Consider the following 25377-nt stretch of genomic DNA (forward strand, 5'->3'; position numbering starts at 1 on the left):
GATGAAAAAAGGGTTAGGTTTGCTGTCGCTCGCGCTCGTCGCGGCGCTCGCGGCGGGATGCGCCGATAAAGGAAGCGAAAAGAAGGAGATCAAGCTGGCCTACGTCGCCTGGGACTCGGAGATCGCAAGCACGAATGTCGTAAAGACAGTGCTCGAGGATAAACTCGGCTACGACGTCGAGATGCTGCAAGTCGACGCGGGTCCGATGTGGGCGGGCATCGCCGACGGCAGCGCGGACGCGATGGTGGCCGCCTGGCTGCCGGGCACGCATGCCTCTTATATGGAGAAGTACCAGTCGGAGGTCGACGATCTGGGGCCCAATCTCGAAGGCACCAGAATCGGGCTTACCGTACCCGAGTATATGAACGTCTCGTCGATCGAAGATTTGGCCAAGGCCGATGTCGCCAAGTCGCTTCAGGGCCAAATTATCGGCATCGAGCCCGGCGCCGGCATCATGATGGCAACGGAAAAAGCGCTGGAACAATACGGACTCAAGGACGTGAAGCTTCTGGAAAGCTCGTCCGCGGCGATGGCGCAGCAGCTCCAGAGCGCGTACGACAAGCAGCAGCCGATCGTCGTGACCGGCTGGACGCCGCACTGGATGTTCGCGAAGATGAAGCTGAAGTACCTGGAAGACCCCAAGGGCGTGTACGGCGGCGACGAGCAGATTCATACCGTCGTTCGAAAAGGCTTGAAGGACGACAGGCAGGACGCCTACGCGTTCCTCGACAGCTTCAACTGGACGCCGGACGATATGGCGAAGGTGATGGTCGACATTCAAGAAGGACAATCTCCGGAAGACGCCGCCAAGGCCTGGGTCGACAGCCACGAAGACCAGGTGAACGCATGGCTCGGAAAATAACGCTCGCGGCGTCATGAATGCGGGAAAGCCGACGCTGACGATATTTACTTCGACTATCCAAAAGCGTATATTCATATCAGTCATATGAGTGGATAGGGGAAGAGCGCGGATGCACGACCAAGCAAGAGCCGGCTACAAATCGATTGCGCTCGATATCGCCCAACGAATCGTCAGCGGCGAGCTGCCCGAGAATAGCAAGATATCCGGGAGATCCCTTCTGGCAGGACAATACCATGTATCCCCGGAGACGATCCGCAAAGCCATGGTCCTGCTCAAGGAAGAAGGCATCGTTGCCGTATCCCAGGGCAAAGAAATCACGATCGTTTCCGCGGTTAAGGCCCACGAGTACATTTCAAGAAACAATTATTTAAAGTCCGTCTATTCGCTTAAACAGGAAATCCAGCAGCTGATGGCCGAGAAGCGCGGGGTAGACCGCAAATTCGAGGATCTGTTGAGCGAGATCGTCGAAGCCTCCGACCGGCTCAAAAACCTGAAGCCTTATAATCCCGTCGAGCTTAAAATCAAGCCGGATACGCATGTGATCGGGAAGACGATCGCAGGGCTGGAGTTCTGGCAAAATACCGGCGCGACCATCATCGCCTTGCGACGCGGCATTCACGTCTCCATTTCGCCCGGCCCTCATGTGGTGCTGCTCGAGAACGACGTCATCGTTGTCGTCGGGGACGACGCCGCGCATCGGAAAGCCCTGCAATTTCTGAATATGCCTCTCTAGTCATCGCTGGTAAAGGCCATCGTTCGGATGGCTTTTTGTTTGCCTCCGCAAACTTACAACTTGTATTCGTGAATGAGGTTGTCAGTTATCCGCGTTTTTGGTATCCTTTTAAGGAACTCTATACGACATTCAAAACGGCGGAGCCTGTCAACGAGGGCTCTTTCTATTTTATTTACGGTCAAAGGAGTCGGAGATGTCTATTCAAAAAGAATCAAGCAGACCCTTTCATCTATACCTCAGCTATGCCTGGAACGACGAACGCGCCTTGGACGAATTCAGAACGCTTCTGCAGCGCGAACGGTTCAAACCTACGATATCCATCCTTTCACCCGCGCATTCGGCGAATCAGGCCGACGACGAAAGGGCGCTTTATCATGCCATTAAAACGAAAATAAAGTTCTGCGACGCGGTCGTCATGCTCGGCGGGGAGTATGTGAAATACGGACGGTGGATCAACAAAGAGTTGATCGCCTGTAGGGACGAATTGCGCAAGCCGGTCGTCTTCGTCCGGAGAGAGAAGAGCGAGCCTATCCCTTTTATCTTTAAGCAGCATGCGGATACGATCGTCGATTGGGACGCCGAAGCCATTGTAAGCGCGATCAGGCAGTTGGCCGGCCGGCGGTCATAACAAGAAAAGACCCCTCGCCAAGGCGCGCGAAGGGGTCTTTTCTTGTTATGATCGTTCTTGAAGCGGCCGTACGGCTTCCCAGCCCGCAGAAGTCGGACGCAGCAGGTGCTTGAACAATCGGCCGTCAGCGTCTTCGATGGCAGCCAGGATCCCCTCGGGCCGGGGCAGAATGTAAAGAATCTCCCCATCGGGGACGAGGCTGCGCGCAAGGGGGGCCAGGATCGGCACTAGCGCATCCTCCAGCCACATTCGCTCGCGATACCATTGCGGGGCGAGCTTTGGCGGCGGATAACCGCCGACCGGCGCGCCGAGTTCGATCGCCAGCCGGCGGGGATCGGACGACAGCCGGCGTCCCGCGCCTATGGCTGCCACGAACCGGAGGCACAATTCGACCGTATTGATCGCTTCATCGTAGTCCAGGGAACCGTTCGCATAACGAATTTCCACGGTCCCGATATCGTACCAGGCCGCCAGATTGATGCCGCACCGATGGGATTGGGGGCGTCCCTTGCGGCATAACGCGTCGCTTCCGGGAGCGGCAACGAATCGATCGTACATCTCCCGCGTGAACGGCGGACAGAAGGGCAGACGGGCTTCGCCGGTATTGAGCAGCTCCCTCATGGCGTCCTGATACAGCAACGCCGCTTCGATAAATCGCGGAATCGCCTGTTGTCCCCAAGGCTCCAGGCCGACATGGACATGCAGTCCGCAGTTCCAATTGACGCAAGCTCCCGTCTCCCGGAGCCTCGCCAGCATTTCGCGAATTTGCCCGCGATCCGCCCACTGGATGGGAGGGGGCTTGAGCTCGCTGCCCGATTCGGCTCCCGTATCGTCGATCTGTCGTTCATCCAGCGACATGATCCAGCCGGGCAGCAGCGCGACGCCTTCGGGGCAACCGCCGACGAACTCGATCTCGACGCCGAACCGAAGTTCTATCCAATCCGCCAACGAAGGTCTCATTTTAATCTTCCTCTCTTCTTAGCGTCGCATGGTGTCGGACTGAAGAAGAAAGGAGGCGGACCGCGGGCTTAGCGGGGCACTTTTTTTCTTGGCACGACGATTCCTCCTGACGATTTATTTAGTTAATGGGTTATTTCGCCGATGCGTCCGCGATCTCCTGCAAGGCCGAAAGCCGTTGGCGAAGGTCGTCAACCCTTCCCCGTCCCGTTTCATCACGCGATGGGTCTATGCTATATTTAGGCTATGCCGCCAAGGTAAAATCAAAGCGTCGAAGAGGTTCCCCATGTCCAAGTCCGTGACGGTTCACGACATCGCCAAGCTGGCCAACGTATCGTCGGCGACGGTATCCCGGGTGCTCAGCAACAGCGATTATCCGGTTAGCGAGAAGCTCAGAACCCGTATTCTCCAGATTGCCGAGGAAGTCAACTACGTTCCGAATCTGCTCGGCAAGCAACTGAAGAAAAATTCGACGATGACGATCGGCATCATTATTCCGTCGATTATCAATCCTTTCTATTCGGCCGTCGCGTTCGGCGTAGAGGAAGTGGCGAGACAAGAGGGATTCACGGTATTCACCTGCAATTCGCTGCAAGACCCGGAGCTGGAGGACGAGTACATCCAGACCATGATGGAAAAGCAGGTCAAAGGCGTGATTATTTCCTCGATTACGACAAATAAAGAGAAGCTGAAGCGATTGATCAAAATGAACGTGAACGTCATTGCGATCGATCAGAAGCTGGATGAGGAAGGCATATCGCAGATCGAATTCGATCATCGCAAGGGAGGCTTTCTGGCCGCCAAGTATTTGCAAGGCAAGGGACATACCCGTATCGGTTATGCGACGACCAAGCTCAATCGCCCCAGCCGAAAAGGGATCTGCCTCGGCTACGTGGACGCGATGAACGAAGCGGGTCTAGAGCCGTTCGTGGAAGAATACCGGTCCGACGAGACGGTGAATCCGATCTTCGAATTCGAGACGGGCAGGGAGCTTGCCCGGCGAATGATGGATGCGGAACGCCCCCCGACCGCGATCTTCGCTTGCAACGACCTTCTGGCATTCGGCGTCATTCATGAGCTGAGGGCTCGCGGACTGCAAGTGCCGTCCGACGTATCGGTCATGGGATTCGACGGTATCGACGTCGGGCAGATGATCCATCCTCCGTTAACGACCGTCAAGCAGCCCGATTACGAGATGGGCAAGATGGCATGCAGGATGCTGGTCGACATGACGAGGGGCGAGGACAAGCCGATGTTCAACGTGACGCTTCAACCCAAGGTGCTGGAAAGGCAATCGGTCCGGGATTTGAATGGCTGACGCTGGACCGTTTTTTTGCCGTTCATTTGGTAATCGATTACTAAAATATGAGGCGTGGATCCACCTTCCGCTGATCGATCGTGCGCTTTTGTGCTTAGAGCTGCATCCGTTCGCCGTTCCGTCTAGCCTTAAATGAGGCATTTATTCAGGCAAGCAATGGCAGCAATAGTTGAATTGCAAACACGATCATGTTACGCTCTAAATAGAAATCGATTACTTTTTTAGAAAGGATGAAGATCGATGCATTTGCACATATCGGATACGGCAGACCAATCGGGACTGGAGGCGGCGATCGAAGCGGAGCGAATTTTGCAAGCTGTATTGGCCAAGCAAAAAGAGGCACGGCTGTTGTTATCGACCGGCGCGTCGCAGTTTGAATTTCTGAAGCATTTCACAGCCAGGAACGTCGATTGGAGCCGGGTCGAAATGTTCCATCTGGATGAGTATATCGGTTTGCCGGAAACGCATCCCGCGAGCTTTCGCAAATACCTAAAGGAACGGTTCCTGCAGGATGCGAAGGTGAAGCGCGCTTATCTGGTAGACGGGGAGGGTCCGGTCCCGGACGTGTTGAAGTCCCTTAAGGAAGAGATCGCCCGGGCCCCGATCGACCTGGCCTTGATCGGCATCGGAGAGAACGGTCATATCGCCTTTAACGACCCGCCTGCCGACTTTGACATCGATGAACCGTATATGGCTGTCGAACTGAACGACTCCTGCAAGGATCAGCAGGTTGGCGAGGGCTGGTTCGCATCGCGCGACGAGGTACCTAAACAGGCGATCACGATGACGGTGAAGCAGATTATGAAAAGCCGCCATATTCTCTCGGTCGTGCCGCATGGGGTGAAGGCGGAGGCGATTCGCAACACGATGCTGAAGAGCGTGGATCCGCAATTTCCTTCGACGATTCTAAAGACGCATCCCCATTGGCAATTGTATCTGGACCAAGCATCGGCATCCTTGATCTATCAGCGTTGTTAAGGACTGTCGGGCATCATGCAATCGTCTTGACAGGAGGGGTTAGGCATGAAGTGCAAAGGCAGAGACGCGGTAACGGGACAGGTTGTGGAAGTGACGGTGTCGCAAGATCGGATCGTCGACGTCAGAAGCGCGGACGGCCGTCAAGCGGGCGACGAGGACCTGCCCTGGATCAGCGCCGGCTGGATCGATCTGCAGGTGAACGGGTTCGGGGGGATACGATCTTAACGGGGAGACGCTGGCACCCGCAGAGCTCGAGGGCGTCGTTCGCGCGCTGCATGCGCAAGGCGTCTCCGCCTTCTTGCCGACGATTATTACGGGGCCGATCGATCGGATGCGGCGCGCGTTCGGGGCGATTGCCGTTTATGTAAGAGAGAGTCGCTTCGGCAGCCGTTCGATCGTCGGCATTCATATGGAAGGTCCTTATTTGTCGGCTGAGGACGGGAGTCGCGGCGCTCATCCTGCGGCGCATATCCGGGATCCGGATTGGGACGAATACCAGCGTCTGCAGGAGGCGGCCGAAGGCTTGATCCGGATGGTCACGATCGCGCCGGAACGCCAAGGAGCCATTCCGTTCATCAGACGCCTCTCGGATGCGGGCGTCGTAGTTGCCATCGGGCATACCCGAGCCGGCGCCGAACAACTGGAGGAAGCCGTACAAGCGGGCGCCCGCGTGTCGACGCATCTGGGCAACGGCTCGGAGCCGATGCTGCCCCGGCACCCCAACTATATCTGGCAGCAGCTTGCCGACGACCGGCTATGGGCGACGTTTATCCCGGACGGACACCATCTTGCGCCTCCGGTGCTCAAGGCGATGCTCCGCGCCAAGCGCGACAAGGCGCTGTTCGTCAGCGACAGCGTCCGCTTCGGCGGCATGGCGCCGGGCGCCTACGGCAGCCCGATCGGCGGACAGGTCGTTCTGCAGGCGAACGGGCTGCTGCACACGGCCGCCGATCCAAACATACTGGCCGGCTCCGCCTCCTCGCTGGCGGACGGCATCGCCAATGTCGTACGATTCACCGACCTGTCCCTGGCGGAGGCGGTGCAGGCGGTAACGATACGGCCGGCCAAGTTGATGGGATTCGAGGCGCTCGGCGCCCTTCGACCCGGCATGCGGGCCGATCTGACGCTCTTCCGTTACGAACCCGGCGGCGCGGTCGTCGTGACGGAGACGGTAGCGGCAGGAGCATCCGTGTACCGGCGGTGAGCCCGACGCACGCATCTTGCTGTCTGCATCGCTCTTCCCGCAGGAAGATTAAACCGCGCGATTCAACCACTGCAGCTTGGATACCGGAACCGCGCATTTTTAGTGCGGTTCTTGCGCTTGCGCGATGGCGTGTGGGTCCCTACACGATAAGCGCATTTGGGCACTATCGCGCACCGATTTGCCTGTGCATCGCCTGCGATAAGCGCATTTGGGCACTATCGCGCACCGATTTGCCTGTGCATCGTCTGCGATAAGCGCATTTGGGCACTATCGCGCGCCGATTTGCCCGTGCATCGCCTGCGATAAGCGCATTTGGGCACTAACGCGCGCCGACTTGCCTGTGCATCGCCTGCGATAAGCGCATTTGGGCACTATCGCGCACCGATTTGCCCGTGCATCGCCTGCGATAAGCGCATTTGGGCACTAACGCGCGCCGACTTGCCCGTGCATCGCCTGCGATAAGCGCATTTGGGCACTAACGCGCCCCGATTTGCCTGTGCATCGCCTGCGATAAGCGCATTTGGGCACTATCGCGCCCCGATTTGCCTGTGCATCGCCTGCGATAAGCGCATTTGGGCACTATCGCGCACCGATTTGCCTGTGCATCGCCTGCGATAAGCGCATTTGGGCACTAACGCGCCCCGATTTGCCTGTGAATCGCCTGCGATAAGCGCATTTGGGCACTAACGCGCGCCGACTTGCCCGTGCATCGCCTGCGATAAGCGCATTTGGGCACTAACGCGCGCCGACTTGCCCGTGCATCGCCTGCGATAAGCGCATTTGGGCACTAACGCGCCCCGATTTGCCCGTGCATCGCCTGCGATAAGCGCATTTGGGCACTATCGCGCCCCGACTTGCCCGTGCATCGCCTGCGATAAGCGCATTTGGGCACTATCGCGCCCCGATTTGCCCGTGCATCGCCTGCGATAAGCGCATTTGGGCACTATCGCGCCCCGATTTGCCCGTGCATCGCCTGCGATAAGCGCATTTGGGCACTATCGCGCGCCGATTTGCCCGTGCATCGTCTGCGATAAGCGCATTTGGGCACTAGAAAAGCCGCCAGCGGCCTATTTGTTGCCCATTCGCACGCAGCGGACGGACCGGGGAGCCCTTATTCTTTTTCCTATCGCGCTTCCCGGTCTGTTCGCGGACCCAGGCGCCGCTATTGCGGGATTGCCGGCCCTTCATAGCCTTAATCCGAGTAAATAACGCCCCTCCAGTCCGCCATATCGCCATTCGGACCGTTTTTTACGAAAATAGCGTCCCCTGTGTCCGGCGGCACCGGCTGCCTGCGCGCATTCAACCGCTGAACGTAGTCGTCATTCGCACGCACCGGCGAACCCACCCGCGTTCTCGCCACCACCACTCGCGTCCCCACCACCACTCGCGTCCCCAGCACCACCCGCGTCCTCGCCGCCACCGCCCGCGTCCGCACCCGCACTCGCGTCCCGCCCGCGTCCGCACCCGCACTCGCGTCCCGCCCGCGTCCGCACCCGCGTCCTCGCCGCCACCGCCCGCGTCCGCACCCGCACTCGCGTCCCGCCCGCGTCCGCACTCGCGTCCTCGCCGCCACCACCCGCGTTCTCGCCACCACCACTCGCGTCCCCAGCATCACTCGCGTCCCGCCCGCACCCGCACTCGCGTCCCGCCCGCACCCGCACTCGCGTCCCGCCCGCGTCCGCACTCGCGTCCCGCCCGCGTCCGCACCCGCGTCCTCGCCGCCACCACCCGCATTCTCGCCACCACCACTCGCGTCCCCAGCACCACCCGCGTCCTCGCCGCCACCGCCCGCGTCCGCACCCGCACTCGCGTCCTCGCCGCCACCGCCCGCGTCCGCACCCGCACTCGCGTCCTCGCCGCCACCGCCCGCGTCCGCACCCGCACCCGCGTTCTCGCCACCACCACTCGCGTCCCCAGCACCACCCGCGTCCTCGCCGCCACCGCCCGCGTCCGCACCCGCGTCCTCGCCGCCACCGCCCGCGTCCGCACCCGCACTCGCGTCCCGCTCGCGTCCGCACCTGCGTCCCTCCCGCCAACTCCCTGCCTATCGTCGCCCTAAGTATAGCCGGTGCAGCCTGTACGACATCCGTGATGTTAAGCGTTCTGGTCGCTAAAAAAAAGGATGACGCTGAGGCGTCATCCTTCTCCGTATGTAATTCCTTGCTCCTCGAATACCTTCATGACGACGAACATCGCATCCAGCGTCTTGGGAAAGCCGGCGTAGGATACGCAATGCATGACGGCTTCAACGATCTCGTCGGGCGCAAGGCCGACGTTTAAAGCGCCCTTAATATGAAAATCCAGCTGAGTCGCCGCGCCCGAAGCGAGCATCGCCGCAATGGTGAGCAGGCTCCGCTGCTTGAGATCCAGGCCCGGCCGGGCGTACAGCGAGCCGTAGGGAAACTCGACGATCAGCCTGGCCATATCGGGGCTGAACTTCTCCATACGTTTAACCGTCGCGTTCAGCGTCTCTTCGCTGACCATCTTTTTTTAATACTTCGATGCCTTGATCGTAGCGATTCGCGTCCATAGCCAATAATCCTCCGTATCGTTTAATCCAAGCTGAGCAGCCGAGTCAGAATCGGCGGGATCTCCTGCGGATCGACCATGACCTCGATGACCGCGGCGGTATCGGACCGCAAGGCGGACCGAACGGCGCGCTCGACTTCCGTTCCCGTCTCGCAGCGGTAGGCCGTCGCGCCCATGGATCGGGCAAACAGGCTGACGTCCAGCGGCCGCTCGTAGACGGCGCCCACCGAGCGCCCCGTGTTGTAGGACATGCCCTTCTCCACCATATCCAGTCGCCCGTTGTTCAGGACGAAGAAGATGACCGGAACGCCATGATTGACGGCTGTCGAGATCTCGGTCCCGTGCATCATGATGCAGCCGTCGCCGGTGACGCAGACGACGGGGCGGTCGGGCATGGCGATCTTGGCTCCGATCGAATAGCCGATGGCCGCCCCCATGGCGATGAACACTTCATCGAAGAAAAAGGTTCCCGGCTCGATAATCTCGAAATTTTGCACGGCATGGAAGGAGTGGCTACCCGCGTCCCCGAACAGCACCGCGTCCTTCGGCAGCGCCGCCCGCAGGCTCCTGAACGCCGTTCCCGCCGACAACGCGGCTTCCGTCTGCGTAGTCGCCGCAACGGCGGCCTCGGCGCGGGCCGCCAGCGCCTCATGCGATTCCTGCGCCTTGGCGGACGCCCCGCTCCGCCGGACGAGCCGGGTCAGGTTGGATTGGATATCGCCAAGAATCACCTGCGTCGGCGCCTGAATCGTTTTTCCCGCGAACGTCAGGTCGTACTCGAACTGCAGCACCTTCTCCGGCGCCATGTCGGCCGTAAATCCGGACAAGGACATGTCGCACAATTTGCTGCCGACGACGATCATCAGGTCGATGCCGGATTTCAAATATTCCGTCGCAAGCCTGGAGCCGCCGAGGCCATACCCGCCCAAGTATAGGGGATGGTTGGTGGGGAACGCCCCTTTCCCGCCGGGCGTGGTCATGACGGGGATTCCCCAATGCTCGGCGATGGTCCGCAATTGGGGATACGACTCGGACATGACGGCGCCTTTGCCGAGGAAGAGGACCGGCTTCCTGGCCTCGTCCAGCATCGTTGCGGCTTTGTCGAGATCGCCGGATACGACCGGCGAGATGTGGTCCGGCAGCGGCAGGTAGAAGGACTCGACCTCCTCCATCAGCACGTCGAACGGGATGCAGAGATGAACGGGACCCTTTTCGCCCGTATAGGCTTTTTCCAAAGCATGCTTCAGGTACAGGTAAAGAAGATCACCCCGCTCGATGCGCGCGCTGAACAAGGTGACGGGCTCGAACATTTTAACGAGATCCGCTCCGAATTGGCTTGAATCCTGGCTTAAGGCGCGTCCGGTCTCCTGCATCGACGGCTGTCCGGTAATGAACAATACGGGCAGCTGGAACTCCTTGGCCTGCCCGGCGGCCGTGATCATATTCGTGCCTCCCGGACCGGAAGTGCCGATCGCGATGCCGAGCGTCTTTTTCCCTAATGCGTAGCCTGCCGCTTCGAACCCGCTGCCGGCCTCGTGGCGCCCCAGCACGTATTCGATGCCGAAGCTTTCGAGCTCCAGCATCAGCGGAGAGATGGACTTGCCGGGAATGCCGAATACGTGCGAAATCCCCCAATTTTTAAAATGCTCGACCAATAGGGTGTACACTCTCTTTTTCATCGTATCACCTTTGCGAATTGGTTTTCATTGCCCCTCTTTTCCTCAACAATCGCTCGAATTGCGCCGCCGGCAAAGGCCGGTGATAATAGAAGCCCTGCACCTCATGGCAACTGTGGCTGTGCAGGAAATCCAGCTGATCCCTGTCCTCCACGCCTTCCGCGATGACGCCGATGCCAAGCTTGTGGGCCATCGCGATGATCGTCGCGACGATGTCCGCGTCGGTCGTATCCGTCATGATGTCCCTGACGAAGGACCGGTCGATCTTCAGCCGGTCGATCGAAAACAATTTTAAATAGTACAGGTTGCTGTAGCCTGTCCCGAAGTCGTCGATGCAGAGCTGCATGCCGAGCTCCTTCAGCTTGCCGAGCACCTCGATCGCGCCGTCCACGTTCATCGTCATCGACTCCGTGATCTCCAGCTCCAGGTACCTGGGATCGATGCGGGTCTCGCGCAGGATCTCTTCGATCCTCTCGATCAAATCATGCTTTGAAAATTGGCGAGAGGAGAGATTGACCGATACGCGCATCGGGGCGAAGCCCTTTTCCCTCCATACCTGATGTTGAAGGCAGGCGGTCCTCAGCACCCACTCCCCAAGGGAGACGATGAGTCCCGTCTCTTCGGCGATCGGGATGAACTTGGCCGGCGGGAGCAGGCCGAGCGTCGGGTGATTCCAGCGGACGAGCGCCTCGGTACCGATCACTTCCCCGGTCAATACGTCGACCTGGGGCTGGTAATGCAGCTCGAACTCGCCCAGCTGCAGCGCTTTGCGAATCGAGTTTTCCAATGTCAGCCGTTCAATGCCCCCGCCGTCCGGGTTAGGCTTGAAGACGTTGTAGTTGTTCTTCCCGTCGTCCTTCATCCGATAGAGCGCGATGTCGGCGTTTTTCATCAGCATCTCGACGTTCGTGCCGTCTTGCGGATAGAAGGCGATGCCGATGCTGGCCGTGATGTAGAACTCGTAGCCGTCCACCGCGAACGGCTTCTCGAATACTTTAATGATCTGTTCCGCGACATGAATGGCTTCCGCCTGGTTCGCAATATTGTGCAGGAGGATCGTGAATTCGTCTCCGCCCATTCGGGACACCAGTTGATCCGCAGCGCGGCAGCAGCTCTTCAGACGCTCGGCAACGAGCTTCAGCAGCACGTCGCCGTTGTTATGGCCCAGCGTGTCGTTAATCTTCTTGAAGCTGTCCAGATCGAGAAACATGACGGCGAAGATGCTGTTGTCGTTCACCCCGTGTCTTAGCAGCTTATCGATATGACCGGTAAAAAACCTGCGATTCGGCAGGCCCGTCAGATCGTCATGATAGGCCAGGTAATTGATTTGCTTTTGCGTGCGATACCGCTCCGTAATGTCCCGGAACTGCGCGAAGGCGCCCATGATCTGCTGGTTCCCGTCGCGAATCGGGAACGCGTCGAACAAATAAACAAGCTCGTCCTGCCCCGACCGGGGGCGCAGGATGAACTCCATGTCTTCGTATTCTTTTCCCGTCCGGAGCACCTCTTGAATGAAGTCGTTCGCTTTGGCGTCCGGAATCGGCTGGTGAAGGACGTCCTGCTTTTTGGCGCCGGTCAAAATTTCCGCAAACTTATTGAATTCGGTAACGTTTCCATCCCGATCCGTAATAATAATGCCGTTTCGCGTCGTCTCGATGACCACCTGGTTCAGGATGTGCAGCCGTCTGTTCTGCTTTTTCAGCAGCAATTCGCGTTCGATCGAATCGACGACCGTGCACAGCATCGCCAATAAAAAGGGATTGTGCTGATCGATGGTCGTCATGATCGTAATGGTGCCCAGCAGGTTGGAAATATCCGCATATTGGAAGGGGACCGAATAGCACGCGGAGGACCCTAAAAATTCATAATAATGCTCGCCGCCGACCAGTTGGACGGGCTCGCGGTGATCCAGCACCAGATTAATGCTGTTCGTTCCCGCTTCGCGCTCACTGAAGATCAGGCCGACCCGAATGCCCGATTGCTGAACGACGCTTTTGATCGTTTCGTCCCCGGCCATTTCCAGAATGCAGCCGTTCTCGTCGGAAATGAGGATCAAAAGTGGAAGCCCTTTCATGAGCTCCAGCATCCGATGGACGAAAAAGTCGATGACGGACAATATTTCTTCGTATTCCGCCCGTTTGAGATCCAGCTCGGCTTCCGATAAAAACCGGGTAAAAGGAGGGAACCCCCTGCGGGTCGATGCCTAGCGCCACACATCTCTTTTTTAGACTCCGAGATCAAGGATACTTTCGTCAAAGCGATCCCCCTACTCTACCAAGGAAAATGCAAGAATGTACATAGATGTGGAGAAATCCCGTTGCCAATCGATTCTATTTTTATTATGACGACGCGTAAAGTTTTTTGTCAATTTATTTCTGTTAGATTCTGGATATCGATCTGGGCATACGCGATGCTGCGGGAACCATTGACCATGTCAATTCTTGTCCGATATGATCTTCTATACCAGAACTCGTTGTGCCAAGGGGGAGATTGCGTGGGATTGATGCCGGGCTGGAGAAACCGGTACTTCGTTCGACTGGCGCTTTCATACAGCGCGCTTGCCGTTTTGCTCATCGGGACGGCCGGAGGCTATCTGTATGACAGGGCCAACGCAGTGATGGTGGAAGAGATATCGAAGGACAGTCAGCATACCCTGCTTAACATTCAAGGCTATCTGGAGAATACGCTGCTGCAAAAGTACGAAGATACGTTCATCAGCCAGGTGATGGCGACCGTCATTCCGGACAGCACGGACGATCTGATGATTCTGCTGAGCGATCCCCCCGTTTCCCACATGTACCAGATCACGACCTTCGTCAACGATTTGAACGTCATCGCCGCTGCCAACGAAGGATTGGCGGGGATCACGATTTATTTTGCCGAATCGGATTATGTCATCGACGAGAAGCACTATTACCGCACCCCGGCGAACGCCGCGGACAGCGCCTTTATCGACCGGCTGCCGAATACGGCCCCGAACCGCTGGCTTCTTCGAAAAAAAGACGAAACGGGCGAAGACGTGCTGACTTACGTGTACACCCTCCCCTATATGATGAACCAGAAAAGCGCCAAGGGCTATTTGTACATCGATATCAGCCTGGCCTACGTGAAGACGATCCTCAATCAAATGACGAACGCCTCGAAGGAAACGTTGATCGCGCTCGATCGCGCAGGTACGGTTATGTTCCAGAGCCGGCCGGTAGCGGACCGCGTGATGAAGCTGGCGAGCGAGAAGGTCGCCCGGGACGGCTCGGCGATCGAGGTCTCCAAGGATAACGCAAGCGATAATATCGTGGCCTATCTGCCGCCGTCCCTGTCCGCCAACGGTTGGGGTTATGTGGTCGTCAAACCCACCAACTCCTTTTTCTCGCGACTGAAAAGTTCAAGAACGATATTATATGGAGCTGCGCGGTCATCGTCCTGGCCGGCATACTGACGGCTGTCTTCGTATCCAAGCGGTTTTACGTCCCGTTCGGCAAAATGGCCCGCAGCCAAAGCTTGCTCCATCTGGTGAACGGCAATTTGGGCGCCATGGACAACCCCGACGGATTGCCGGTTTATCCCCGGTACGTGGCCGTTCTTGTCAAAAACGTCGGTGACGCCGTCGTTTCGTTCCAAACGCTGTTGTCCGAACGCCGGCCGGCGATCCCCCACGATCTCGTCCTTGTCGGCGAACGCGAGGCGGTCGTCTTGTTTTATCCGGAAGCGGCCGACGCCGCCCCCGCTTTGAGCGTCCGCGAGGAAATGCGCAGGCTCATGCCTTTCTACGCGCGCGCCGGGAAACTAGTCGTCGGGATCGGCGGCGTGGCGCTGTCGCCGGAGAGCGTTCACGAGTCGAGGGCCAACGCGGAATACGCCTGCCAGTACGGTTTTGAGGCCGGCTATCCCGCGGTTATTCTGTACGACGAGATCATGCACCGCAAGGCCGTTCACCTGCCTTTTCCTTACGAGCCTTTCTCCAATGCGGTGCTGGCCGGAGATTCCTCGCTCGCGGAGCGAATGATCGGCGGCTATATCGCCGAGCTTGCGGGCGGCGGAATGTCGATCGAATCGGTGGAGGTGAATCTCATGCAAGCGGTTACCTCTATGTCCGGTTTGATGATCGATCATCATTTGCAGCATCTCGTGCCGGGGGGGCGATTGGTTGGCCGAGGCCCGCAAAACGACGCTGGAGGAAACGGGCGCCTGGCTCGCGGAGATGGCCCGGCAAATGGCGACGCATTACGAGCAGCGGGCGTCGAACGGCCACTTGCTGCTGGTACGCGATTTGAAGGCGTACATGGACGAGCATCTGGACGAGGACATCTCGCTGGACTCGCTTGCGGAACGGGCCAACTTAACGCCGAATTACGTCTCCATGCTGTTTAAGGAAGCCACGAACGTTCATGTCGGCGAGTATTTAACCCGAATCCGGCTGGAGAAGGCCGCGGAGTTGCTGCGGAATACGAAATCGACCGTCTCGGAGATCTCGCTGCAGGTCGGCTACAGATACTCGCAATATTTCTCCCGCAAATTCAAGGCTAAATACGGGGTCACTCCGCTGCAATATCGCCAGGCCTCGACCGGGGAGCGGAAACCCGCCCCGGAGGCGACGGAATTGCTGTGAGCGGAAAATCGGACCATAAAGACGGCTGCCCGCACGAAGGGAGGCCGTTTTTTTTTGCGTCCTTCTTCGTGAAAGCCGGCGAAGGCGCCGGATATCCGGTTGTATACAGATGATAGGCGGATATTATACAGCGCCGTTGTTGGTTTTCATCCACTTTTCGCGGTTTTTATTGTAGTCGGAAAACTGGCGCGGCGTTTACATTAGGAGCCAGGACCGACTCGCCGGTTCGAAAAGACACAAGACGAGGAGGGGCTGGATGGACATGATGTCCGGTGCGGTCTGGAAGAGCTACAAGAAGTGCAAGTATCTGTTTCTCATGCTGCTGCCCGCGTTGGCTTGGTACGCCGTTTTTGCCTACGGCCCGCTATACGGGGTGCAGTTGGCCTTCAAGGACTTTCGCATTCTCGAGGGTATTAACGGAAGTCCGTGGGTCGGCTTTAAGTACTTCGACATGATGCTGAACGGCTCGCAGGATTTTTATCAGATTATTCGCAACACGTTGATTTTGAGCGCTTACCATCTGGCGTTCGGATTTCCCGCGCCGATCGTTCTGGCGCTGCTGTTCAACGAGCTGCGGATCGGCTGGTTCAAAAAAAGTGACGCAGGCGATTACGTATTTGCCGCATTTTTTCTCCTGGGTCATCCTGTCGGGCTTTCTGATCACGGTGCTGTCGCCCTCGACCGGGGTCGTCAATTATTTCATTTCCATGCTTGGCATCAAGCCGATCTATTTTCTGGGAGACCCGACCTTTTTTCGGTTCACGTTGGTGTCCACCGCCATTTGGAAGGAAATCGGATGGAGCGCGATTATTTATTTGGCGGCGCTTGCAAGCACGGATCCGCAGCTTTACGAGGCGTCCGTTATCGACGGAGCGGGGCGGTGGAAGCAGATGCTTCACATTACGCTGCCGGCGATTTTGCCCGTCATCGCCATCATGTTCATTTTCCGGATCGGCGGCATTCTGGATGCGGGCTTCGATCAGGTGCTGAACCTGTATTCGCCCGCCACCTATCAGGTCGCGGATATTCTGGACACGTACGTGTACCGGCTTGGCCTGGAGCAAATGCAGTTCGGCTTCGCCACGGCGGTCGGCCTGTTCAAAAACGTCATCGCATTCGCGCTCGTGCTGCTCACGAATTATTTGATCAAGAAATCGGGCGAAGAAGGATTGCTATAACCGGTACACGGTTTGGAAAGGAGGATGCCGCTTGGGCTTGATGACTTGGGGAGAGCGCCTGTTCCAGGTCGTTCTTATGCTGTTCGTGTCGCTGCTGTGCATGATCATGGTCTATCCTTTCCTGCACGAGCTGTCCATTTCGCTCAGCTCGCCGAAGGAAGCGCTGCGGCTCGGGGTGCATCTGTATCCGCGGGACTGGTCGCTCGAGGCGTACAGGAAAGTGTTCGTCTCGCGCAATCTGTGGTCGGCGATGTACAATTCCGTCTTCCGTACGGCGGTGGGCACGTTTTTTATGCTGACCGTCATGACGATGGCCGCCTATGCGTTGTCCAAGAAGTATTTGCCGCACAGGAGGTTCTACACGCTGTTAATCGTCGTGACGATGTTCTTCAGCGGCGGTTTGCTTCCCTCCTATTTGCTGGTCAAAGGACTGGGGCTGTTCGATACGCGATGGGCGCTTATTCTGCCGGTGATGATCAATACCTACTGGATGATCATCCTTCGAAATTTTTTCATGGGCTTCTCCCCGGAGATCGAGGAGTCCGCCAAGATGGACGGAGCGAACGACATCCGCATTTTATTCACGATCATTCTGCCGCTGTCCAAGCCGATTCTGGCGACGATTGGACTATTCTGCGCGGTTTTTCATTGGAATTCCTGGTTCGACGCGCTGATCTATACGCAGGACGCGAAGCTCACCATCCTTCAGATTCTGCTGCGCCGGCTGATCATCACGGGCGACGATCTGGACATCTTGCAGATGCTTCAGTCCGCGCAAGCGACTTCGCCGGAGTCGATCAAGGCGGCGATTCTCATGGTCGTCACGGCGCCGATCCTGCTCGTATACCCGTTTCTGCAAAAGTATTTTACCAAAGGCATTCTGGTCGGCTCCGTCAAAGGGTGACGTTATTTGCAGGCCTCGCCACGGCGCCGGCTTGTCGAATATAAAAAAAACTTGTGGGAGGTCCAATGTATGAAAATTCGCAACGCCATCCCTGCAGCCCTGTCCGCCGCGCTTGCGGCGACGCTGGTGCTGTCGGCCTGCTCGAACGGCAATAACAAAGAAAACGCGGGTTCCGCGAGTCCGTCCGGGTCGGCTGCGCCGTCCGCCGCCGCCGCGGCGGAGAAGCCGATCGAACTGAAATGGGTCGGCTGGTATCCGCCCGAGTCCGACGACACCTATGCCCAGAAGTTTCTGGAGAATAAGTTCAACGTCAAATTCAACAACATCAAGCTGGACTACACGACGGCGGTTCAACAATTGAACGTGAAGCTGTCGTCGGGAGAGATTCCGGACGTCATCCCCGGATACAGCGATATCAACGGCTATGCCGAAATGGTGAAACAAGGGATCGCGGCAGAGCTCCCGATCGAAGAAATTCGCCAATACATGCCGAGGTACGCCAAATATATCGACGAGCTCGACCCGAAGCTGTGGAGCATCGGAATGATCGACGGAAAAAACTACGGCATCCCGCGCACGTACGGGGAAGGCGACGCGTATTTCCTGCCGTCGTACAATACCGACTGGCTGAACAAGATCGGGTATTCGGAGCCGCCCAAGACGCTTGCCGAGCTGGAGGACGTCCTGACCAAATTCCGCAACGACGATCCGGACGGGAACGGCAAGAAGGATACGTACGGCTTCTCCGCAAGGGGCAAAGATACGCTCGGCTCCAATCAGATTTTCAACTCGGTGTTCGGCGCATACGGCGTCAATCCGAACGCCTGGATGCTGGTGGACGGCAAGCTGCAATTCGGCATTACGCTGGAAGGCGCGAGACAGGCATTGAAGACCCTGAACGCCTGGTACAAGGCGGAGCTGCTTGATCCGGAGTTCATCACCGACGACTTTGACCAATATCGCGGCAAGTTCATCAACGGCAAAGTCGGCATGCTTGACCAGGCGCTCTGGTACCACCTGGATCCTAGCGGCAACATAGGCGGCGATGCGGCGAAGGCGGGCATGAAGTTCACCGTGGGGCAGCCCGTCACCGGACCGAGCGGCAAGCGTGCGGCCGGGGCGCAAGGCTACAGCGTCGTCCCGATCATCATGAGCGCCGAGGCGCACAAGGATGAGAAAAAGCGGATCAAAATCTATGAGCTTCTGGATTCGCTCGCATTCGATCCGGAAACGTACCTGGCGGCCGTCTACGGGGAAAAAGGCGTCCATTACGACGAAGTCGACGGAGCGGCGGTGCCCAAGCCGGAGTTCACGGATCAGCAGAAGGCGGGAGCCGTGGCCGGGATCGGCTACTTCTACGGCTTGTTCAAAGCCAACACGATGCGGGAACTCGACAGGCCGAAGAGTCAGCTGGAATTCCGGGCCAGCGTCGTCAAGCCGGACGTCACCCGGTTGTACAACGTGCTGCCGAATGCCATTCTGCCCAGTTGGATCGCGAATGCCGACGCCATCACCAAGATGATCAAGGAGTACGAGATCAAATTCATTACCGGCCAGGTGGATACGGACAAGGGCTTCGACGATTTCGTTGCCAAGCTGAACGGCCTGGGGCTCGCGAAGGCGCGGGACGAAGCCGAGCAGCTCTACGCCGAGCGCAACAAAGCCTGAGCGATTTGCGGAAGCATGGCCTGCCGCCGGAGGGCGACGAAGCTGTCCGGCGGCTTCCATAATCCAAGCGAAAAAGGAGGCGATCGGCGGGGGGAAGCGGAATACGCAAACGAAAAAGGCGAAGGAGATGAAAACGTGTTTAATGTTCATTCCCAAAGGTTTGCCGCAAAGCTTCTGATCGCGCTGCTGTTGTTGTCTTACGGATTCGGACTTGGCGTGCCGGGGGGGCGCCTCCGCGGAACCGGTCGACACCGGTCCGGAGCTGCTGGCCAACGGCACCTTCGAATCCGTATCGTCGAGCGGATACCCGACCCAGTGGTCGCAGTTCAACAGTGCGCTGCCGGTCGCAGCGACTACGACGTCCCCTTACGACGGAAGTTATAGTCTCAAGCTTGAAGACCCGAGCGCTTCGGCGCAGCTCGGCTTGCGCAGCGCGCAGATCCCGGTCACGCCAGGTTTAACCTACCGGGCGTCGGTCTCCGCCAACGTATCCGCGAGCGCGGGCGGGCCCGATCTGTACTTGGAATTCTGGGACGGGGCGGGAAGGATTCAGGTCGATACGAAGCGGGCTGCGCCGCTCGGCGAATGGCAGAAGCTGACGATCGCCAAGACCGCGCCGGCCAATGCGCTGTATGCGACCGTGTTGATTTACGGCAGTACCGCTTATGCGGGAACCTCCTACTTTGACAATGCGTCGCTTGTCGCCATACCGGAGCCGTCTACCGCGCCGCAACTGCTCGCGAACGCCGGCTTCGAGACGGCAAGCGGGGCGGCGGCGGCGCAATGGTCGCAGTTCAATGCGGCCTCGCCGGTCGGCATTTCGACCTTTAACGCCTATGCCGGAACGAACAGCGTGAAGCTGGCCGATACCACGGTCGCGGGGCAGCTCGGATTGCGCAGCGCGCAGGTCGCGGTCGTGCCAGGCGCTTCTTATGAGGCTTCCGTGCTCGCATACCTGCCGCCGGGCCAGACGGAAGCGCCGGATCTGTACCTGGAGTTCTGGGACAATGCAGGCACCCGAATCCTGACCGAGACGGTCAGGGCGACGGCGTCGAACGACTGGCAGCGAATGACCGCGCGCAAGACGGCGCCGGTTAATGCGGCCTTTGCCACCGTGCTGCTCTACGGCAGTTCGGCCTATGCGGGTACGGCTTATTTCGACCAGGCTTCCTTGACGAGAGGTCCGGAGCTGCTGGCCAACGGCGGCTTCGAGCTGGCCTCGGGCGGTAACGCGGTACAGTGGTCGCAGCTGAACAACGCGCTCCCGGTCGGCGTCGCGACGACCCAAGTGCGTACAGGCAGCAATAGCGTGAAGCTTGAAGATCCCTCCCCGGCCGCGCAGCCGGGTCTGCGCAGCGCAAAGGTTCCCGTGACGCCGGGGCAAGCGTACCGGGCGACGGTATACGCCTACGTGTCCGCGACGGACGGCGGGCCCGATCTGTACCTGGAGTTCTGGGACAGCGCGGGCGCCAGAATCAAGGTCGATGCCAAACGGGCCAACCCGGCTGCCGAATGGCAGAAAATGACCATCCGGCAAGCGGCCCCGGCCAATGCCGTCTCCGCAACGCTGCTGCTCAACGGCAATTCGGCCTATGCGGGCACGACCTACTTCGACGACGCATCCCTGGTCGCCATTCCGCTCGCCGAGCTGAAAAAGCTGCCGAACGGCGACTTCGAGGAGTCCGTCGCAGGCTGGCCCTCCGACTGGACGCAAGCCATCGCCTCCAGACCGGGCGTCACGGCGACCGATCTCGTCTACGAAGGAACCCGCAGCGCGAAGCTGTCCAACGCGGATCCTAGCGGCGGATCGGGACTGCGAAGCGCCAAGGTGCCCGTCACGGCCGGTTCGAGCTACCGCGCGTCGGTCCGGAACTACATCGTGTCGGGCTCGCCGCATTATTACCTGGAGTTCTGGGACGCCGCGGGCAAACGGATCGCCGTGTACATCCAATCCGGTCAGACGAAGGGACAGTGGCAGCCGCTCTCGGTGGAAGCGGAGGCCCCGCCCGGAGCGGTGGCCGCGACGATCTACCTGCTCAGCAACGGTATCAGCAACTCCTACTTCGACAACGCGGCGATTGAAGAGATCGCGCCGGAGCCTGTCCGTACGTTTCCGGTTCAAACGACGGGCCATCCGCGGCTCTACTTCGGAAGCGCGGATATTCCCGCGCTGCAGGCCAAAGCGGCTGACACAACGGCAGGTCCAACCGGCCAAACCGGTCAGCAGCTATGGAGCAAGGTCAAGCAGGCGGCAGACAACTATCTGGCGGAGACGAACAGCTTCTCGATTACGTACATCGGCGGCAAAACAGTGGCGTTCAGCCTCCCGCCGGCGCAGCCGGGCCATATCGATCCGCCCCCCGGCTTCTCGGGCGCTTATCCCTACTGGACGTCCATGGCCAAGGAAATCGAGAACCGGCTGGAGGCCATGAGTCTTGCTTATGTCGTCACCGGAGACAGCGCCTACGGGAACAAAGCAAAATCGTACGTGCTGGCGCTGGCGGCCTGGAACAACTGGTCGGATCCGGAGTACGAGTGCGGCGGAACCTGCCTGGACACCGTACATTTTACGCTAGGCGTCAGCGCGGCTTACGATATGCTGTACAGTCTCTTCACGCCGGCGGAACGGACGCAAATCGAGACGGCGCTGGAAAACAAGGGGCTTATCCCGCTGTACATCAACACGCTGGCTAAAATCGACGGCAACGGACAGATCACAAAGGCAGCCGCATTGGCGGCGGGCGCTTCCGTGCTGCACGGCAGCAATCCCAATACGAATAAATATCTGACGCGCGCCTTTAACTACATGCAGTGGTATCTGGACCAACGGTTGGTCTCCGGTCAGAACGAGGGCTTCCTGTACACGGCCTATTCGACCGACATGGTGCTGAAGGCGATCGACCAGACGGCGCGCGTGACCGGAACGTCCGAACTGTTGGACCACCCGTTCCTGAAAGACTTCACCGTACGCTGGGCGAATTATTTCCTGGCGCCGGGCGGCGCGGGTCTGGCAGCCTTTTCGGATTCGCTGTACGGCTCTTATTTCTTCACGACCATGAGCATCCTTAACAACCGGCTGAACGACGGATTCGCAGGTTATTACCTGACGCAAGCTCAACCGGCGGCGACCGAGATCATGGATAACTTCCTGTATTACAATCCGAACGGCGCCGTTGTGCAGCCGACCGGCAAGCCGACATCGGCCGTGCTTCCGGAGATCGGCTGGGCGGCCTTGCGCTCCGGCTGGGAGAAGACCGATACGCTGCTTGCCTTCCAGAGCAACAACTTCGCCACCGGTCACAACCATCACGACCAGAACAGCTTCCAGCTCTCGGTTAACGGTTCGTGGATAGGCCGGGATCCGGGGTACCAGGACTTCCCGGCAGGCACGATCCACGATTTTACGACCGACATGGGGCACAGCACGATCCAGGTCGACGGGCTCGGGCAGTCTTCTTTGGGCGGCGGCGCGCTGACGCCGGGCATGACTTCGCCGACCTACGATTACGTGAAGGGATCCGCGGCAGGCGCCTACCTGAATCCGAAGCTGGAGAAGTTCGACCGGCACATCGTGTACGTCAAGCCGAATTACTATGTCATGCTGGACGATTTGCAGGCGGATGCGCCGCGCGATTTCGATTGGGTGCTCTTTGGCGGCCCTCTGCTCGACTACCAGGTGGACGGCGCTTCCGTCGCGCCCGGCCAGACGGCGTACGGCAACGACGTATTCGTGCAGAACGGCAGCGCCCAGCTTTCCGCCAAGTTCCTCTCGGCCTCGCCGCTGCCGATCACCGTGTCTACCTATTCGGGCGCCGATAAATACGGTTATCAAGTCAAGGTGCGCAGCGGAGACCAGAAGCAAACGAATTACCGGTTCCTGACGGTGCTCAAGGCTGCGCCATTCGACCATGCCGGCTATTATCAGGCAGAGGATCTCATCGGGCAAATGAGCACGTCGGCTTCGGTCTACGGCAAAGTGAACGGTGCGGGCACCCAATACTTGCAGCTCAATATGGATGAGGTCGGCGATTACGCCTCGTTCACCGTCGAGACGGATACCGAGGGCGATTATGCGTTCGCGACGACGTTTATGGAGAGCTCGACGAACTATGGCATCGTGCAAGCGTATGTCGACGGGCAGCCGATCGGATCGGCGATCGACGACGGCATCTTCGGCGCCTTCCCGACGAAGCCGCAGGTTCACGGCACGGTGCATCTGACTGCCGGAACGCATACGCTGCGCTACGAGGTGGCGGGCAAGAATCCGAACGCCGCCGGTTATTCGTTCGGCATCGACGCGATCCGGCTCGTGCCGGCGGGTACCGAAGCCATCGACGCCAAGATGCAGACCGACGCCGAACTGCTGGAGGGAACGAACGCCACCGGCGCCCGAATCGAGCGCGGCGACGGCAGCGCGGTAACCGATTATGTGCTGTTCCGCACGGCGGCGGGCAGCTATTCGCTGGCGGATGTCGGCAGCGACGCCGATCAAAGCGTCGTCAGCCGCAACTCTGCCGGCGCGTTCGCCGGATACGCCATGACGCGGGGGGACCTCGCTTGAATACGAAGGGCATGTGCTGCTGCAGGCATCGTCGTCCTTCAGCGCAGCGGCCGACCTGGATATAGCGGCGCAGACGCTGAAGGCGACGGTAATCGTGAACGCCGCCACGACGGTCTCGCTGCATGCAGTGTCCGCGACGCAAGTGAAGCTGGACGGAACGATATTGAGCGGGGGCTCTTACACGTATAACGCCGCGACAAAGGTGCTGAGCTTGAGCCTGACGGCCGGGTCGCACGCGATCGAAGCGCAATAGAAGCAGAATGACGGAACCAGAAAGCCGTTAGGTTCGCTTAACGGCTTTCTTTTCTGAACAAGAGAGGTGCCAACGATGGTGGAACAACAGCTGGCCATACATGGCGGACCGCCTGTCAAGACGGAGCCGTTCGGAACGGGCAAACGGTTCGGTTTGGAAGAAGCCAAGGAGCTGCTGGAGGCGCTCGAGCAGGATACGCTTTTCTATCACGCCGGCCGCAAGGTCAAACAGTTTTTAAACGATTTCAACGCCTTGTACGGCATTCCGTACAGCGTGGCGACCTCGTCCGGTACCGCGGCGATCCATGTCGCGCTGGGCGCCGCCGGCGTATCTGTCGGCGACGAAGTCATTACGAGCCCGATTACCGACCAGGGGACGGTGATCGGCATTCTGTACCAGAACGCGATCCCGGTGTTCGCCGACCTGGATCCGCACACGTACTGCTTGGATCCGCGATCGGTCGAATCGCGAATCACGCCGAGGACGAAGGCGATCGTCGTCGTGCATCTGGCCGGCAATCCGACCGATATGGATCCGATCATGGCCATTGCCGAGCGGCATGGACTGAAAGTGATCGAAGATTGCGCGCAGAGCTACCTGGCGAAGTACAAGGGGCGTTATGTCGGGACGATCGGCCATTACGGCTGCTTCAGCACGAACGATTTCAAGCATATCTCTACGGGCGACGGCGGAATCGTGACGGTCAACTCGGGCAACGCGTCGGATTACGAGACGGTCCACGCCTTTGCCGACAAAAATTATCGCCGGCTGGGGAGCGCCGTCTCCCGGGATATCGACGGCCTTGCGCCCAACTATCGCATGACCGAACTGCAAGGCGCGGTCGGCATCGCCCAGTTGAAGAAGCTGCCCTGGATTTGCGCGACCCGGCAGCGTCACGGGGAACGGATTACGTCCGGGATTCGGGGGCTGCCGGGAATTGCCGTGCCGCTGGTGACGGAGGGCGCAACGAACACCTGCTGGTTTTATATGCTGCGTCTTCAGGTTGAGGCGCTTACGTGCACGCGCGAAGCGTTCAGTCAGGCGCTCTTGGCGGAGGGGATTCCCAACGGGGCGGGGTATATCCGTCATGCCGTCTACATGAGTCCGCTGTTTCAGGAGCGGTCCGCTTATGCGGGCAGCCATTTCCCGTTCGAATTGACGGATATTGCGTACGGAGCAGGGCTGTGTCCGGTCGCGGAGGATATTTTGCGGACGGCGGTCACGCTGCCGATCAAGGAATTTTATACGGATACGGACATCGACGAGATCGTCGCGGCGATCCGCAAGGTCTCGCTTCATTTCGGAAAAAAATAAACGCGGGC

At 58.9% G+C, this 25377-nt stretch carries 21 protein-coding genes; 16 read left to right on the forward strand and 5 right to left on the reverse strand.

The annotated features are described in order from the left end of the window. The first annotated feature begins 1 nt into the window (after position 1). The 3 genes from OMP40_RS19020 to OMP40_RS19030 all read left to right on the forward strand — a co-directional run bounded on the left by OMP40_RS19020 (position 2) and on the right by OMP40_RS19030 (position 2223). Positions 2-862 (forward strand): glycine betaine ABC transporter substrate-binding protein, encoded by an 861-nt coding sequence (locus tag OMP40_RS19020; RefSeq protein WP_277533717.1) that lies wholly within the window; start codon positions 2-4, stop codon positions 860-862. 109 nt (positions 863-971) lie between these two features. Beyond that, positions 972-1595 (forward strand): TrkA C-terminal domain-containing protein, encoded by a 624-nt coding sequence (locus OMP40_RS19025; RefSeq protein WP_277533719.1) that lies wholly within the window; start codon positions 972-974, stop codon positions 1593-1595. A gap of 193 nt (positions 1596-1788) precedes the next feature. After that, positions 1789-2223, forward strand: coding sequence for a TIR domain-containing protein (locus OMP40_RS19030; protein WP_277533720.1), 435 nt, complete (start codon positions 1789-1791; stop codon positions 2221-2223). 45 nt (positions 2224-2268) lie between these two features. Here OMP40_RS19030 and OMP40_RS19035 read toward each other — a convergent pair whose 3' ends face one another. Then, positions 2269-3183 (reverse strand): amidoligase family protein, encoded by a 915-nt coding sequence (locus OMP40_RS19035; protein ID WP_277533722.1) that lies wholly within the window; start codon positions 3181-3183, stop codon positions 2269-2271. 283 nt (positions 3184-3466) lie between these two features. On the opposite strand from OMP40_RS19035, the gene OMP40_RS19040 reads away from it, so the two are divergent. The 4 genes from OMP40_RS19040 to OMP40_RS19055 all read left to right on the forward strand — a co-directional run bounded on the left by OMP40_RS19040 (position 3467) and on the right by OMP40_RS19055 (position 6680). Then, positions 3467-4498, forward strand: a complete 1032-nt coding sequence (locus OMP40_RS19040) for a LacI family DNA-binding transcriptional regulator (protein WP_277533724.1) — start codon at positions 3467-3469, stop codon at positions 4496-4498. Positions 4499-4738: 240 nt separating this feature from the next. After that, positions 4739-5476 (forward strand): glucosamine-6-phosphate deaminase, encoded by a 738-nt coding sequence (locus OMP40_RS19045; RefSeq protein WP_277533725.1) that lies wholly within the window; start codon positions 4739-4741, stop codon positions 5474-5476. A 45-nt stretch (positions 5477-5521) separates the two neighbouring features. Next, positions 5522-5701 carry a hypothetical protein gene (locus OMP40_RS19050; protein WP_277533726.1) on the forward strand — a complete coding sequence of 60 codons (180 nt, stop codon included), beginning with the start codon at positions 5522-5524 and terminating at the stop codon, positions 5699-5701. Positions 5702-5774: 73 nt separating this feature from the next. Continuing rightward, complete coding sequence (locus OMP40_RS19055) at positions 5775-6680, forward strand: N-acetylglucosamine-6-phosphate deacetylase (protein ID WP_277533727.1); 906 nt, start codon at positions 5775-5777, stop codon at positions 6678-6680. A 2136-nt stretch (positions 6681-8816) separates the two neighbouring features. Here OMP40_RS19055 and OMP40_RS19060 read toward each other — a convergent pair. From OMP40_RS19060 to OMP40_RS19070, 3 genes are all read right to left on the reverse strand, one after another. After that, positions 8817-9164: a carboxymuconolactone decarboxylase family protein gene (locus tag OMP40_RS19060; RefSeq protein WP_277533729.1), complete on the reverse strand. Its 348-nt coding sequence runs from the start codon at positions 9162-9164 to the stop codon at positions 8817-8819. A gap of 68 nt (positions 9165-9232) precedes the next feature. After that, complete coding sequence (locus tag OMP40_RS19065) at positions 9233-10888, reverse strand: thiamine pyrophosphate-binding protein (RefSeq protein ID WP_277533731.1); 1656 nt, start codon at positions 10886-10888, stop codon at positions 9233-9235. Positions 10889-10892: 4 nt separating this feature from the next. Further along, positions 10893-13001: an EAL domain-containing protein gene (locus tag OMP40_RS19070; RefSeq protein ID WP_277533733.1), complete on the reverse strand. Its 2109-nt coding sequence runs from the start codon at positions 12999-13001 to the stop codon at positions 10893-10895. Between the two features lie 378 nt (positions 13002-13379). Here OMP40_RS19070 and OMP40_RS19075 point away from each other — a divergent pair, with 378 nt between their 5' ends. From OMP40_RS19075 to OMP40_RS19085, 3 genes are read left to right on the forward strand one after another with little or no spacing between them, the layout of a single operon-like run. Further along, entirely contained in the window at positions 13380-14321 is a 942-nt protein-coding gene (locus OMP40_RS19075) for a cache domain-containing protein (RefSeq protein ID WP_277533734.1), read from the forward strand. A 44-nt stretch (positions 14322-14365) separates the two neighbouring features. Then, complete coding sequence (locus OMP40_RS19080; RefSeq protein ID WP_277533735.1) at positions 14366-15253, forward strand: hypothetical protein; 888 nt, start codon at positions 14366-14368, stop codon at positions 15251-15253. Then, a complete protein-coding gene (locus OMP40_RS19085) occupies positions 15243-15491 on the forward strand; it encodes a helix-turn-helix transcriptional regulator (RefSeq protein WP_277533736.1) in 249 nt (82 codons plus the stop codon). Before OMP40_RS19080 ends, OMP40_RS19085 begins: the two co-directional genes overlap by 11 nt. A 364-nt stretch (positions 15492-15855) precedes the next feature. On the opposite strand, the gene OMP40_RS19090 is transcribed toward OMP40_RS19085, so the two are convergent. Beyond that, positions 15856-16134: a hypothetical protein gene (locus OMP40_RS19090; protein ID WP_277533738.1), complete on the reverse strand. Its 279-nt coding sequence runs from the start codon at positions 16132-16134 to the stop codon at positions 15856-15858. On the opposite strand from OMP40_RS19090, the gene OMP40_RS19095 reads away from it, so the two are divergent. The 6 genes from OMP40_RS19095 to OMP40_RS19120 all read left to right on the forward strand — a co-directional run bounded on the left by OMP40_RS19095 (position 16109) and on the right by OMP40_RS19120 (position 25369). After that, positions 16109-16669, forward strand: a complete 561-nt coding sequence (locus OMP40_RS19095; protein ID WP_277533739.1) for an ABC transporter permease subunit — start codon at positions 16109-16111, stop codon at positions 16667-16669. The genes OMP40_RS19090 and OMP40_RS19095 overlap by 26 nt on opposite strands. A gap of 40 nt (positions 16670-16709) precedes the next feature. Then, positions 16710-17573 carry a carbohydrate ABC transporter permease gene (locus tag OMP40_RS19100; protein WP_277534894.1) on the forward strand — a complete coding sequence of 288 codons (864 nt, stop codon included), beginning with the start codon at positions 16710-16712 and terminating at the stop codon, positions 17571-17573. Positions 17574-17642: 69 nt separating this feature from the next. Continuing rightward, positions 17643-19241, forward strand: coding sequence for an extracellular solute-binding protein (locus OMP40_RS19105; RefSeq protein WP_277533740.1), 1599 nt, complete (start codon positions 17643-17645; stop codon positions 19239-19241). A gap of 211 nt (positions 19242-19452) precedes the next feature. Continuing rightward, positions 19453-23802, forward strand: coding sequence for a carbohydrate binding domain-containing protein (locus OMP40_RS19110; RefSeq protein ID WP_277533741.1), 4350 nt, complete (start codon positions 19453-19455; stop codon positions 23800-23802). A gap of 13 nt (positions 23803-23815) precedes the next feature. Next, positions 23816-24055, forward strand: coding sequence for a hypothetical protein (locus OMP40_RS19115; protein WP_277533742.1), 240 nt, complete (start codon positions 23816-23818; stop codon positions 24053-24055). A gap of 75 nt (positions 24056-24130) precedes the next feature. After that, positions 24131-25369 (forward strand): DegT/DnrJ/EryC1/StrS family aminotransferase, encoded by a 1239-nt coding sequence (locus OMP40_RS19120; protein WP_277533743.1) that lies wholly within the window; start codon positions 24131-24133, stop codon positions 25367-25369. Positions 25370-25377: the final 8 nt, after the last annotated feature.

This window comes from Cohnella rhizosphaerae (assembly GCF_029525575.1).
Classification (GTDB): Bacteria; Bacillota; Bacilli; order Paenibacillales; family Paenibacillaceae; genus Cohnella; species Cohnella rhizosphaerae.

Excerpts from the sequence above, each read along its gene's own strand:
- OMP40_RS19080 (WP_277533735.1), top strand. The coding sequence starts at position 14,366 with ATGGCCCGCAGCCAAAGCTTGCTCCATCTGGTGAACGGCAATTTGGGC.
- OMP40_RS19030 (WP_277533720.1), top strand. The coding sequence starts at position 1,789 with ATGTCTATTCAAAAAGAATCAAGCAGACCCTTTCATCTATACCTCAGC.
- OMP40_RS19085 (WP_277533736.1), top strand. The coding sequence starts at position 15,243 with ATGCTGTTTAAGGAAGCCACGAACGTTCATGTCGGCGAGTATTTAACC.
- OMP40_RS19040 (WP_277533724.1), top strand. The coding sequence starts at position 3,467 with ATGTCCAAGTCCGTGACGGTTCACGACATCGCCAAGCTGGCCAACGTA.
- OMP40_RS19020 (WP_277533717.1), top strand. The coding sequence starts at position 2 with ATGAAAAAAGGGTTAGGTTTGCTGTCGCTCGCGCTCGTCGCGGCGCTC.
- OMP40_RS19100 (WP_277534894.1), top strand. The coding sequence starts at position 16,710 with ATGACTTGGGGAGAGCGCCTGTTCCAGGTCGTTCTTATGCTGTTCGTG.
- OMP40_RS19050 (WP_277533726.1), top strand. The coding sequence starts at position 5,522 with ATGAAGTGCAAAGGCAGAGACGCGGTAACGGGACAGGTTGTGGAAGTG.
- OMP40_RS19065 (WP_277533731.1), bottom strand. The coding sequence starts at position 10,888 with ATGAAAAAGAGAGTGTACACCCTATTGGTCGAGCATTTTAAAAATTGG.
- OMP40_RS19025 (WP_277533719.1), top strand. The coding sequence starts at position 972 with ATGCACGACCAAGCAAGAGCCGGCTACAAATCGATTGCGCTCGATATC.
- OMP40_RS19060 (WP_277533729.1), bottom strand. The coding sequence starts at position 9,164 with ATGGTCAGCGAAGAGACGCTGAACGCGACGGTTAAACGTATGGAGAAG.
- OMP40_RS19035 (WP_277533722.1), bottom strand. The coding sequence starts at position 3,183 with ATGAGACCTTCGTTGGCGGATTGGATAGAACTTCGGTTCGGCGTCGAG.
- OMP40_RS19120 (WP_277533743.1), top strand. The coding sequence starts at position 24,131 with ATGGTGGAACAACAGCTGGCCATACATGGCGGACCGCCTGTCAAGACG.
- OMP40_RS19090 (WP_277533738.1), bottom strand. The coding sequence starts at position 16,134 with ATGACCCAGGAGAAAAAATGCGGCAAATACGTAATCGCCTGCGTCACT.
- OMP40_RS19105 (WP_277533740.1), top strand. The coding sequence starts at position 17,643 with ATGAAAATTCGCAACGCCATCCCTGCAGCCCTGTCCGCCGCGCTTGCG.
- OMP40_RS19045 (WP_277533725.1), top strand. The coding sequence starts at position 4,739 with ATGCATTTGCACATATCGGATACGGCAGACCAATCGGGACTGGAGGCG.